Source organism: Caldithrix abyssi DSM 13497, assembly GCF_001886815.1.
GTDB lineage: Bacteria > Calditrichota > Calditrichia > Calditrichales > Calditrichaceae > Caldithrix > Caldithrix abyssi.
Window position 1 is genome coordinate 4297628 of record NZ_CP018099.1, and the last position, 12828, is coordinate 4310455.

13 protein-coding genes are annotated in these 12828 nt (G+C 42.9%); 5 read left to right on the forward strand and 8 right to left on the reverse strand.

Translation table 11 applies throughout. The features are described from left to right. Nucleotides 1–77: 77 nt before the first annotated feature. From Cabys_RS16740 to Cabys_RS19910, 7 genes are all read right to left on the reverse strand, one after another. Nucleotides 78–623, reverse strand: a complete 546-nt coding sequence (locus Cabys_RS16740; RefSeq protein ID WP_006927362.1) for a host-nuclease inhibitor Gam family protein — start codon at nt 621–623, stop codon at nt 78–80. A gap of 16 nt (nt 624–639) precedes the next feature. Next, complete coding sequence (locus Cabys_RS16745) at nt 640–840, reverse strand: hypothetical protein (protein WP_006927363.1); 201 nt, start codon at nt 838–840, stop codon at nt 640–642. Nucleotides 841–851: 11 nt separating this feature from the next. Then, nucleotides 852–1730 (reverse strand): AAA family ATPase, encoded by an 879-nt coding sequence (locus Cabys_RS16750; protein WP_006927366.1) that lies wholly within the window; start codon nt 1728–1730, stop codon nt 852–854. A gap of 28 nt (nt 1731–1758) precedes the next feature. After that, entirely contained in the window at nt 1759–1950 is a 192-nt protein-coding gene (locus tag Cabys_RS16755) for a hypothetical protein (protein WP_006927367.1), read from the reverse strand. Between the two features lie 79 nt (nt 1951–2029). Then, nucleotides 2030–4054, reverse strand: coding sequence for a Mu transposase C-terminal domain-containing protein (locus Cabys_RS16760; protein WP_225868901.1), 2025 nt, complete (start codon nt 4052–4054; stop codon nt 2030–2032). 170 nt (nt 4055–4224) lie between these two features. Continuing rightward, a complete protein-coding gene (locus Cabys_RS16765) occupies nt 4225–4692 on the reverse strand; it encodes a phage regulatory CII family protein (RefSeq protein ID WP_006928218.1) in 468 nt (155 codons plus the stop codon). Nucleotides 4693–4758: 66 nt separating this feature from the next. Then, on the reverse strand, nt 4759–4929 hold the full coding sequence (locus Cabys_RS19910) for a helix-turn-helix domain-containing protein (RefSeq protein WP_006928217.1): 171 nt from the start codon (nt 4927–4929) through the stop codon (nt 4759–4761). Nucleotides 4930–4994: 65 nt separating this feature from the next. Here Cabys_RS19910 and Cabys_RS16770 point away from each other — a divergent pair, with 65 nt between their 5' ends. The 4 genes from Cabys_RS16770 (at nt 4995) to Cabys_RS16785 (ending at nt 8195) form a co-directional block, all read left to right on the forward strand. Next, nucleotides 4995–5468, forward strand: coding sequence for a helix-turn-helix transcriptional regulator (locus tag Cabys_RS16770; protein WP_006928216.1), 474 nt, complete (start codon nt 4995–4997; stop codon nt 5466–5468). Between the two features lie 215 nt (nt 5469–5683). Beyond that, nucleotides 5684–6022, forward strand: a complete 339-nt coding sequence (locus Cabys_RS16775) for a sensor histidine kinase (RefSeq protein ID WP_081475033.1) — start codon at nt 5684–5686, stop codon at nt 6020–6022. Nucleotides 6023–6024: 2 nt separating this feature from the next. Further along, complete coding sequence (locus tag Cabys_RS16780) at nt 6025–7353, forward strand: sigma-54-dependent transcriptional regulator (protein WP_006928215.1); 1329 nt, start codon at nt 6025–6027, stop codon at nt 7351–7353. Between the two features lie 227 nt (nt 7354–7580). After that, nucleotides 7581–8195 (forward strand): energy transducer TonB, encoded by a 615-nt coding sequence (locus Cabys_RS16785; protein ID WP_006928214.1) that lies wholly within the window; start codon nt 7581–7583, stop codon nt 8193–8195. A gap of 997 nt (nt 8196–9192) precedes the next feature. On the opposite strand, the gene Cabys_RS16790 is transcribed toward Cabys_RS16785, so the two are convergent. After that, nucleotides 9193–10779: an IS1182 family transposase gene (locus tag Cabys_RS16790; protein ID WP_006926562.1), complete on the reverse strand. Its 1587-nt coding sequence runs from the start codon at nt 10777–10779 to the stop codon at nt 9193–9195. Nucleotides 10780–11148: 369 nt separating this feature from the next. Between Cabys_RS16790 and Cabys_RS16795 the strand changes: the two genes are divergently transcribed. Continuing rightward, on the forward strand, nt 11149–12810 hold the full coding sequence (locus Cabys_RS16795) for an IS1634 family transposase (RefSeq protein WP_006928213.1): 1662 nt from the start codon (nt 11149–11151) through the stop codon (nt 12808–12810). Nucleotides 12811–12828: the final 18 nt, after the last annotated feature.

The window sequence follows — 12828 nt, forward strand, 5'->3', positions numbered from 1 at the left end:
TTAATCTTTCCCCTCAAAAAGCGCCCCGCCCCCAGGGGTCAAAGACGAGGCGCCTGCGCGATCTCCCGGATCGTCCGCTAACTTGCTTTTTCCATATTTTCCGTGGCAATACGCGGCTCGTAATAAAATGTCTCTTCCTGAACAACCTGCACGCCCATGGTGTCTAAAACTTCCTGATCCAGTTGTTTAGTTAAGGCATCCTGAATAATTTTGTCTTTTGCCACTTCTTCCTTGGTCCGGATGTAATCGTCTTTAAAAACGCTGCGCTTAATCAATTCCAGTACCGCCTTCCAGGTAAAGCCTTTTAAGGTCTTCAATTTTGGCATGCCCAACCGAAAGCCCACAATTCCGTTGCTCAATTCTTTGCTCTTCTTTTTGCCAAATTCGTCCTTGTGCTCTTCGCAAAACAGGCTTAAATCCAGCTCCATGTCCGCAATCTCTTTTTTGATCGGATTGATCTTGTCGTCCAGAGCCTTACGCCGCCGCGCTTCCGCCTCGTTGTATTTATTCACCATCGCTTCCACATAGCTCTGTTTTTCCGCGATGGCCCGCAGCGTTTCGTTTACCTCTTCCCAGTTTTGCAGGTTGCTTTTTAAAACAACCTTTTTCCGTGCTTTGCCCATAATTTTTCCTTTCTTGTTAATTTGGAATAATGGTTTTATGATTTACAACTTCAAGGTTTAAAATGGGATACGTCAGACGCGGAACCTTTAATGCTATTTTTTTCTCTCCGTCGTCCAAAATGATGGTGCGAAAATAAATATAGCTCACACGGTAAATTCGTTCATCATATCTTACAAAGTCCCCGCGCCGTATGCGGTTATTATTTTTATCAAACATGATTACCCCTCCTAAATGATCAGCGTTTCCGCCGCCCTTTGCACCATACTTTTACTGACCTGGTTGTGGTTCAACTCAGCAATCCGCGCCGTCCGCAAAATCAATTTGGTAAGCGTCCGAACGCTGCCCTGGCATTGTTTATAAAATTCCTGCCATATCCCGTTGCTCTCCGGAAATACCGCCATCGTAAACGCCTGAACGTCAACCGCGCTAACCGCCTGCAATTTTGTGGCTATCCCTACCCGACTGTAAAGCTGCGCGTAATCGCCGCGCTTGCCCCGCAGGTTGGTCAAAAGCCTGGGCATGCCAACCAGCAAAATGCCGATCCCCGCCTTGTCGTAAACGCGCCGCAAAAGCTCCAGCGCCCGGTAAGGCAAATGTTCCGCCTCATCCACAATAATCAACCGTCCGCTGTCTTTTAGCTTTTCCACCACATCCGTAAACATATCATGGATTAACCCCTCGCCGTCGTAGCCAACCGCCTTGTGCAGTTCCCGGAACAATACGCGCGTTGTATAACCTAAATCCGCCTCTACTAAAATCACGTCCGGATTCTGCCGCGCATATTCCTTAACAGCCGTGGTCTTGCCCGTGCCCGCTTCGCCGATTACAAGACCTATTTCGCCGTCAATGTGGCAAAAACGCGCCGTTTCAAATACCTTTTGCGCATTGCTCGTTAACACAAACGGAAACAGCTTTTTGGGCGTTTGTAGGCGCTCTTGTTCCCGTTTTAAAAACGCCTTAACCGCTTCGTTAATGCGCTTTACATCGCCCTTATACTTGCCGTCCAGCCACTGGCTTAGCGCCGCGCCGCTAATGCCCAGCGCCCGCGCCACATGGCTCTGGCTCCAGCCCCGCGCTTCCATCAAGCGCTTAAGTTCTTCTCTCATCTTACGCCTCCTTTTTGTAACTCAAACTTTAGTTTGAGTGAATCAGCATTTTCGATAAAAACAACTTTACTTTCTCTAAGCGTTGATCAACATATCGCGACCGATACCAGGCTTTAACAATAGCAACAAACCAATATCGGCTAACCGCTTCCGCGCCGTTCACATAGGCATAACTCAATGTTTCATTCTTGCCCTTAACATTAAATACACTCACCCGCATCTTTACCCCCTTAAATTTTTGAAATTCGTAACTCGTAATTCGTAATTTTTAATTGTCAATTATCCACTTTTTTTCTCATCTAAATCACTTTTTTTTTCGTCTTTAATCTTTCATCTTTCATCTTTAATCTTTCTTCTTCCCAGGCCTTCCGCTCAAACTCCCAAACAAAAATCGGTTCTTCCGGCTCCGCCTCTTTCTCTTTTTCCGCCGCCGCCACCAACTGCCCAATAACCGTCTGCCCATCCTCTTTAATCTTTCCTCTTTCATCTTTAATCTTTAATCTTTCATCTTTAATCTTATCCCCAACGCCCGCATTCAACAAAACCTCGCCCACCTGCGCCGTCTCTTTCTTTAACCGCGCCTGCGCTTCTAACTGCCTGCGCAAAAGCGCTTTATCCGCCTCCGTGCCCAATATCGCCGCCGCCGGATGCACGCGCTCCGGTAAAGTCGCCTCGCAAATAAATTCGCCCGTGGGCTCAAAAACCAATATCTTTTCCGGATACATCCAATCGTATTTAATTACCACAGCTTCGCGCCGCCCGTAAAGCGCTTCGTTCCAGTAAAATCGATTGTTAAACCGGATGCCGTTGCGTTGAATGGTGGTCCGCCGTTCTTCCATCATCAAAAAATGCAGCTTTTCAAAATCAATCAGGCGGCTTTCATAATCCGGCAGGGCTTTTAGTTTTTTGGCGCTCTCTTCAAAAACCTGCAAAGGCGAATATCCCTTAAAATACCCGTCCTGATGCGGCCGTTGCGCGTATTCTAAAATCCACTCGTACAAATAATGGTAAACCGCAGCCAGCTCCGGCGCCTGCCCGCCGGTTAACGCCTTATAAGCGTTCACGTGCGCCTTTTCATTGCGCAAAAGCCGCGCCGGTTTATTCTCAATATTGTTGCCGATGTAAGTGGTCAATCGCCGCTCAAATTCGCCAAACGCGCCAAAAAATCGTTCCACCGTTTTGCTCTGTCCGTGGTAAGCTTTGGCGATAATCGTTTTTATCCCTAACCGTTCGTATAAACCTTTTAGCCCCGTTTGCTCAAAATCGTGAACGCCCGTAAAATATTGCCCCCTAAAAGCCCGCCCGTTATCGATGTAAACCGCCCGAGGAATAAATCCCTTATCTTCGCCCAGCAATTTGCCCATAAGCAATATAGACCGCCGCAGCGCTCCGCTTATCGCCATCGTGTTTTCCGTGGGCATAATTTCAAACCCCATCGGCAAGCCGCATTTCATATCGTAAAAAACAATTAATTGCATCCTCTTTGTCTTGCCCGTAAACGGATTAATGATTTCAAAATTCAAAACATGACCGTCCGCCACAAAAATGTCACCCACTTCAATTTTGGAATAATCGCGCATTACAAACGGCGCCAGCTCGTCGTTAAGCTTTTTCCCGCCATAGCGCGTAAAGGTGTAAATGGGTAAATTTTCCGCAATCCATTTGCGCCCATAGCGGTAAAACGTAATATCGCTTTGCGCAAATGCAATGCCTTTAAGGCGCATCTCTTCTTTTGCTAAGCGAATGGCTTCTTTTAAGGGCGGTTTATTAGGGCTTAAAATGTGGCTTATCAAAATAGCGCTTTGTTCCGCGCTAATAGAACTCTGGCTGGGCGATTTGTACCGGTCTTCTAAAGCGTCCGGTATTTTACCACCGGCCTCCCACTGTTTGCGCCACCGCTCGATAGTTGCATAACTAACCGGCCCTAAAATATTGTAAACCTGATCAAAATAGCGCTTTTCATTATAAAGCTTTAAAAACGTCTCTTTGGCTTGTTTAATCTTCCCCCGTCCAAACCCGGCGCAATATTTAGCGTAAGCGCTCAACAAATCGTGCCGCGCCAGCGCCTTCGCACTAACCGTCATTCTGAACGGAGCGCAGCGTAATGAAGAATCCTTTTCATCTTTAATCTTTAATCTTTCATCTTTAATCTTCACTTCCCAATACCGCGCCTGCGCCTCCACCGGCAAGCTACTAAGCGCAATTTCATACCGCTTACCGCCGCGCCCGGTTACCTCACGTGTGACAAATTGTCCGTCCTTTATTTTTTTTTGTATTGCTCGTTTAGTTATGCCTAAAAGGTTCGCACTTTCATTAACGCTCAACCAAATATCATTATTATTTAATTTGTTGTTTTTTATTTGACTTATCGAACTGCGAACTTTATTTGAGCAGTTCTCACTTAAGTTCGCACTTTCATCTAAAAAAGTGCGAACCAATTCCTCGTTCCCAATTCCCAATTTTTCTGTGTCTTTCGGTGTTCTTCGCTGGCTTTTCATATGTCAAGCTCCAATTGCCCTTTAGCCTTTTTATGGCAATAGCGCTCGGCCCGCGCGCTTTGTTCTAAAACCTCGTTCAAAGCCGCCGTGGCCTTTTCGTAATTCTTAGAGGTGGGCTCGCTAAGGAACAGCTTTAAGGCGTGCGTCGCCCTGGTCGCCGCGTGCTGGTAATCGTCCACCATGTCAATCTCATCGCCCTTAAAGCCCTTAAAGCGCGGTTCCCGCACTAAAATAAAGCCGCACAAGCGCGCTAAGTGCTTTAAAATGTTGTAGTTTCTGGTGGTGCGCATCAGCGGCACCAGGTACTCTAAAGGGAATTTCACCCCGCTGCCGTCTAAGGGCATGCCCGCACGGTAAAGGTAATTGGCGCTAATGCCCATCTCGTCGGCAATCTGTTCCACCGGCTTTTTCCCGCGGTGGATCGTTTCGTAAAGCAAATTTTTAATGGTTGTGTAAGGACTCATTAAAAACCCCTGCCGGTTTTTTTAATTGCTTTGCCTTTTATTTATCTTTAAAATAAAAAAAGGGCCTTACGCGGCTTTACCGCGCAATTCCCGGTTAATCAGTTCTTTGATAGCCTTTTCATACTTTTCGCTGCGCCGTTTGCCGGTTAGCAGCATGTGCACGTAGGCGGGCGTAATGCCCAGCTTGCGCGCAATTTCGGATTGGTTGACCATTTTATGATTTTTAAGGATTGGCATAACGTCGTCCTTTTTATTTTAAAATTATTGTTATTGTTTTTTAACTAATATAATTGCAAAGTGTGATGATGTCAAGAAAAAAATTGCAAAATGCAAATATTATTTTAGGAAGACTGAAAAAAGCTTATAACTTAAAAAAAGATATTGAATTAGCTAATTTTCTTGGTGTTAAACAAAGTACTTTAGCAACTTGGAAATTAAGAAATACCATAGATTATGATTTAATTATTGCGAAATGCAATGACATTAATCTTAATTGGCTTCTCACCGGTCAGGGCAGCATGTTCCTGCAGCCGTCGCCGCCGCCTACCGTAAATGAGCACGCCCAGGCGTACCAAGCAAAAGAGCAGGAAATAGAGCGCTTAAAGCAAGAAATAACCAACTTAAAAGCAGAGCTAAAAAAAATGGATCAGGAAGAAGAAAAGGATACAGCTCACTTGCAAGCTCTTCAGGCTAAAATTAGAGAACTTGAGCTTGAGAATAGAGAGCTTATTGGTCAAATAAAAATCCTTAAAGAATTGCTTTTAAAGAAGGCTTAAACATCATTTTTAACCATGATTAAACGCCCGTGGAACGGCTTTTTAAATTTCTCAAACCAAGTGAAATTTCTGTGTATTTATTTAAAAATTCGGCTAAATTTCTCAAACTTAATTTTTATGGATAAAAACAAATATTTTAATAACTTAAATATATTTTCTCATTTCTCAAACTAATTGAAAAATAACAAAAAACATTTACCGCGGATTTTCAAGGTCTGGCGCGCGTCCTTTCCAATCTTTTGCAAAACGCCATTGAGCATGCGCCGCGCTATGGTAAAGTTGAACTAAGCGTTTCAATGGGCAAAAAAGCTTTGCGTTTTTCTGTGAAAGATAATGGTCCTGGCATTCCAAAGGAGGCGCAGCAGTTAATCTTTGAAAAATTTGTGCGCATTGGTAAATTTGAAGAGAGCGAAGACGGAAATATCGGACTTGGTCTGGCCATTGCCCGTGAAATTGTCAATAAACATGGTGGCAAGTTGTGGGTCGAAAGCGCGCCAGGCAGAGGCAGCGAATTTTTCTTTGAAATTCCATTAAACCTGAAACAGGAAACTTAAAAATGGCAAAAGAAAAACCCAGCGTTCTGGTAGTGGATGATGAAGCCAATATCCTTAAAACCATGACTATTTGTCTGGAAGAAATTGGTCTGAATGTAACCAGTTGCCAGCGTCCGCAAGAAGCCCTGCAGCGCATTGTGAAACAGTCATTTGACCTGGCGTTTGTAGATTTGAAGATGCGCCCCATCGATGGATTAAAAGTGCTAAAAGAAATCAAAACCTTTTCTCCGGAGACAACCGTGGTCATAATCACCGCTCACGGCTCCATCGAAAGCGCCGTGGAAGCCATGAAAGAAGGCGCTTTCCATTATCTGCAAAAGCCTTTTGATTACCTAGAGTTACAGATTCTGGCACAGAAAGCGCTGGAATACCACCGCTTACGGAAGGAAGTTGAAAATTATCGCGCGCAACTACGGCAACTGACCGGCACCGAAAACATCATTACGCGCCATAAAAAAATGCTTGAGAACATTCAAATGGCTAAACGTATTGCCGCAACCGACCTTTCGGTGTTGATTGAAGGAGAAAGCGGAACCGGCAAAGAGTTGTTCGCCCAACTGATTTATCAGCACAGTGATCGCCGAGACAAACCCTTTATCAAAATCAATTGCGCAGCATTGCCTGACAATTTGCTGGAAAGCGAACTTTTTGGACATGTAAAGGGCGCGTTTACCGGCGCGATTAAAGATCGTAAAGGGCGGTTTGAATTAGCCGATGGGGGCACCATCTTCCTGGATGAAATAGGCGAACTTTCTCCTTCTTTGCAGGCTAAATTGCTGCGCGTTTTGCAGCAAAAAGAATTTGAACGATTAGGCGAGAGTAAAAGCAGAAAAGTCGATGTGCGCATCATTGCCGCTACCAATAAAAATCTGGAACAGGCCATGGCCGAAGGCAACTTTCGCAAGGATTTGTTTTACCGATTGAACACCGTGCGCATCAAACTGCCGCCTTTACGTGAACAACCTGAAGATATCATGCTTTTGGTCCAATATTTTCTGGAACAATTCTCGGAGGGCCAAAAAATTGAACTGGCCCCTCCCGTGGTGAAAGCCTTTAAATCCTACCGCTGGAGCGGCAATGTGCGCGAACTGGAGAACGTTATTAAACGGGCCATAGCGTTGGCTAAAACTAATACCATTGAATTAAACGACCTGCCGGAAGAGGTACGTTTTGCCCTGGAAAAACCGGTCAGACCACTATCACTGGAAGAAATGGAAAAACAACATATTAAAAAGGTTCTGCAAATCGCCAAAGATTTGAATGAAGCCGCAGAAATTTTAGGTATTGATCCCGCCACTTTATGGCGCAAAAGAAAACGTTATGACCTTTAGAGGTACATTGCATTTTTCAATCCATTGTTAAGTATTTAAAATTAAATAGATTGCACACACCTGTTTCTGTGTATCGTTAAAATTGTCTTGCAAAATGCAAGATAAAAGAAAGCTCCTCAATTTCAGCAAAAGCATTAATCTTTTAAAAACCAATCTCTTAGCCTCTTTGGCATGTTTTTGGCCTCATTTTAGATGAAATGGATTAGTTTCATTTAACAGGAGGCAAGATGATGTCAAGCAACAAACTAAAAGAACAGTATCGCCGTGTTCTGGAATCGGCCTTTATTGTAACTTTTATCATGCTGATTTTTACCTTTTATTCATTCCGACAATTTGAGCATAAGAGCGATCTGCCGCCCATACCGGTATTTACTCTGGAAGCAGTAGATGTTCCGATTACCAGAATGCCCAAAAAGCAACCGCCACCGCCCAAACCTTCCTTTCCCGTGGAGGCAGAGGATGACGATTTTCTGGATGAAGTACCTATAGATTTGTTCGAAGCGCCGGATTTATCGCTAAGCGAACTGCCGCCGCCCCCTGCCGACGATGAACCTGAAATCTTCGAGTATATTGCGGTATCGCAAAAGCCCAAACCGGTCAAACAGGTTAAACCGATCTATCCTGATCTGGCGCGGAAAGCAGGCGTGGAGGGAACGGTTGTAGTGCGTATTTTAATTGACACAAAAGGAAATGTCGAAAAAGCAGAAATTTTTAAGTCCATTCCTATGCTTGATGAAGCTGCGCTTGCGGCGGCGAAACAGTTCAAATTTATTCCGGGAAAGCAGCGTGACAAATACGTCAAAGTGTGGATGGCCATTCCCTTTACCTTCAGGCTCAAATGATTGCATTACAACGATTTCATTTTCCGGGATCATTCTTGTGATTACATTGACTCTGAATATTTTTTTTCTTAAATACAGCTTGAATTTGAATAAAGACAAAATAGCGGTGACAACGTTTCATTTAATTCACGAACCTCCGGATGACCATCTTTAAGCTTTTTCTGGCGATTAAATCAACGGTGTCGGATTGGGAAATGTGGTTTTGAACATCTGTTTTTAGAGAGGAATAAGGAGCGCTCTGTCAGAGCGCTCCGATCCGCGGTGGAAAGCTGGCCCGGGGCAACGCCCCGGGCCTTCCATTTCTCCCCCTCAGGCCCCGGTAACCGTATTTTTTTCACGACAGGCAAATTATTCCGGCTCTGCTGATTCCCCCCTTTGCTCTTTTTTCGCTAACGCGCCAGAGGGAACCAGGTGGCGCATATTTAGCCAGTATCACAAGCTAGTCAAATTAATTCTAACGCAGCAAAGCTGCAACCAAAATCAATCGCAAAGGGTGCAAAGTAATTTTCTCGCAGGTTACGCCAATAACCGCAGAAAAAGATTAAACAAATTATTCTGAGATCAAAGCTAAGCAAATCGGCACAATTTACGCCCCTTCTCTTTTTTAAAGAGAAGGGGCTGGGGGATGAGTTTTTAAAACAGCACAAAAATTTTCAAATCACGCCCGGGCGGGACTAGATCTTTCAGAAGAAGTATCCTAAGGCAGCGTAGCCGCAACCAAAAACGAATCACCAAAAGCGCAAAGAAGCCACAAGGAGCACAAAGATTTTTTCACGCAAACCCTTCTGTCCAGCGTCAACTGAAAAGGGAACGCCAGGATCGAAAAGAAAAAATAGAACGGTATCTCAACATGTAAGACGAAAACTAAGCAAATCGGCACAATTTACGCCCCTTCTCTTTTTTAAAGAGAAGGGGCTGGGGGATGAGTTTTTAAAACAGCTCAAAAATTTTCAAATCCCGTCAGGGAGGCTGTTGCATGGGGGGGAGGAATTAATGCTTATATTCTCCGATATTGATAATTTTTTCTCATTCTTAAGCGTTGGGCAAAATATAGAATTAAAAACGCCAAAATATTCTTTGAAAATAAAATTAATAGATCATCTTTTTCTTGTGATGCTGTTATAAACGCTGCTAAACGTTTCCCTAACATATTTTTAAATAGAACATTAATATTATGCCCAATACACATTAACGTAAATTCACTACGAACATTATTAAGACCAGATAAGGAAAATCCACGATAGCCTAAATTATGCTTCAAGTTACCAAAAACAGGTTCAACTGTCACCGAACGCTTCTTTAGTCGTTCCTGCGCCGCTGAAGTTTGTAACTTTTTCGCCATACGTTCGCAATAACTCTCATTAACTGAACGATGGATTTGCTTAACTTTCTTTTTACTGGAAATACATAAATTAATTAAGGGACAGTCCTGACAATCATTGGAACGATATACGATCCGTTCGCTATTCCTCTCAACTGGAAAAAGCTTCTTACCCGTCGGACATTCATAGTAATCTCCCTGTTCATGATACACAAAATCACTTCGTTTTAGTTTTCTTTCTTCTTTTTGCAATTCTTCCTTGGAGGTTGGTGTCTCCTTTATCGAACGATTGGATAACTGGGGATCGGCTATTACGGCATCAATCTGCTTTTCTTCCAATTCTTTTAGGTCTGTGCTATTGTGATAACCGGAATCGGCCGTGTAAGATCGCTTATCATCTGAACCAAGATTCTTCTCTACTTGTTCTTGGATCGGTATGAATTGACCCTGGTCGTTGGGCTGGCTTACGACTTCATGAGCTACTATTAAATGACTGGACATATCTACGCCTAATTGTGCGTTATAGCCCGGTCCATCCACCGAAGGCATCATGCGGGCATCCGGCTCTTTTACATTTATTTGATGTCTTGAACGGTGTTCTGATTTGAGCTGTTTCTTACGCTCTTTCAATTGGGCTTTACGTTCTAATATCTCTTTCTCTAAGCGCTCAAGCCGTTCTTTCTCCGCTCGAAGAGTTTCTAAATCTAATTCATCCGTGGCCCCCTGTTCTACAAAATTACAGCGCTGCATGTATTGCTTGATCTCTGCTCTTAACTTCTCTATACGTTTGTCTAATTGATCCTCAGTGTAGCCATGACGCTTACTGCTGTGCGCTTTGATTTTCGTGCCATCTATGGCTATCTGGTTGAAACTACTTATGCCTTCGGCCTGGGCAATTAAAAGTATCTCTACAAAATATTGGTCTAATAAATCCAAATGTGCCTTGCGAAAACGACTTAATGTACTATGATCCGGATGCTGATTCCCAGTGATATAAATGTAGCGCGTATCATATTTACACAATTCCTCCAGCTTACGGGTGCTGGTAATGCCGTTACTATAAGCATAAAACCATAAGGCAAGCATCATGTCTGGGGCATAAGAATCACCGCCTTGCGAACTATAACGGGAATAAAGTGCACTTAAATCAAGGCGCGAAACCAACTCCACTACAAATCGACTCTTTGGATCGTCTCTGGCAAAATCTTCCACACTATAGCCAAAGAGATTCATTTGTGAGCGATTATAAGTAATAAAACTCATGGAATTCCTTTGTTATTACTTGTTTTATCTGTCGCCCAGAATTTACAAATTTTTTGAATTTTACTCAAACTGAATTTGCAACAGCCTCCAGGGCGGGACTGGATCTTCCAGAGGAAGTATCCTAAGCGCCCGAACCCTTTTGTTTTTTAAAACTCACTACAAGCCAGAATGGCAAGCGGCGTCTGCTTTTCAACATTCGTTCTTCGCTGTTCACTTTTTTCAACCCCAGTTTGACAGTTAAGGTCAAATTTTTCAAAGCCAAATCAATAAAAACATATAATTAAGTTCCTCTGTTTCAATTTATTTGTAGTCTATGCAGGCGTGCTTTTTTTATTTGCTATCAAATCGTTTTATTATTATATTCATTCTATGTTTGTTAAGGTAAGTCGATCCAAAAGAAATAACAAAGTCCATGAGACTTTACAAATCGCTGAGTCCTACAGAGACTCAAATGGAAAAGTACGCCATCGAATCTTGCTGCATTTAGGCCCTACCGACAAATTCATCAAAAAAGACGTAGACACGCTTATCAACGGACTTTTAAGGGCTAAGGGGTTAACTTTACAGGACTTAGATAGCAATATTGATAATGTCAAGGCCTTCGGTCAAATCTGGGCGCTTGTCCATTTATGGAAAGAGCTTAAAATGAGCCAGATTATTGCCAGGCAAAAGGAAAAAAGCGGAATAAAGTTTGATCTTGAAGCTCATTTAAAAAGTCTGATATTTAACCGCCTGGATGATCCTTCTTCCAAACTAAAACTACTCACCTGGTTAGAAACCGTTTATATTCCGGGTATCAACAAAGACGACATTCGTTATGAGTATCTTTTAAGAGCGATGGATTTTCTAATAGCTCATAAAGAAAAGATTGAAACCCAACTTGCTAATCGTTTACTAGATCTGTTTAATCAGGATCTAAAGGTTTGTTTTTATGATTTAACATCAAGCTACTTTGAAGCCGAAAACTCATTGGTAGAAGGCGATATTCGTCAGTTTGGTTATAGTCGTGACCACCGCGGAGATAGAGAACAGATCGTAATTGGCGTGGTGATGACCGGAGATGGTATTCCTATAGCCCATTACGTCTTCCCTGGCAATAAGGCTGATCGCTCTACCTTGCAAGAGATGCTCAATGATATTCGCAGGCGATTTAAGGTAAAAGATATCCAGCTGGTGGCAGACAAAGGTTTATTAAGCAATGACAATCTCTGGCATTTAATCCAACAAGGTTATGAGTTTATTCTTGGAGAGAGTGTTCGTCAGAGCAAGGATGCCAAATCGGTTATAAAAGAAGCCAATGCGCATAAAGAGGCGACTGGTGAGACGATCTATGAGCGCCTAACGGAGCGTGAAATCAAGTCAAAAGATGGTAAAAAGGAAAAGATAAAACTTCGTTATGTGGCCAGTTACAATGCCGCTACGGCATTAAAGCGCTATAAAAATCGCATCAATCGTATTAATGAATTTTTAGAGCTGTCAGAAGAGATTAAGAAAAAGGGAATAAACACAGAAGATAAATATCATCAAATAAAGAGTGTATTATCAAGAAAACGTTTAAGTCGTTTCTTTAATGTTGAATTAACAGAAGATACGATAGAGATTCATAAGCAAGATGAGGTATTATCAGAAGAAGAAAAGAGCGACGGTTGGTTTATAGTGATAAGCAATGCTCATGACCTGAGTAAATCAGAACTCATAGCGCGCTATAAAGATTTAAAATATGTGGAGCATGGTTTTTACGAATTAAAGCATAGTTTGAATTTACGTCCCAATTTTCATTGGACAGAGAAGCGTATCAGGGCTCATGTGATGGTATGTTTTCTTGCATTCCAGATGGCAGTATTGTTTGAGAAGCGTTTGAGTGGCATAAAATTAAGTTGGCAGCGTGCTATGGAGAGCCTGCGTCGAGTCGTGGTTGTAGAATGGGAAAATGAAGGGAGACGTCGAAAAGGTTTATCCAGAGTGCATGTCGAACAGTTGGAAATATTTCAGGAGATAGGCAGCAGCAAACCAACGCTTTTATCTTTGTAGTGACAACTTAACGAAAAT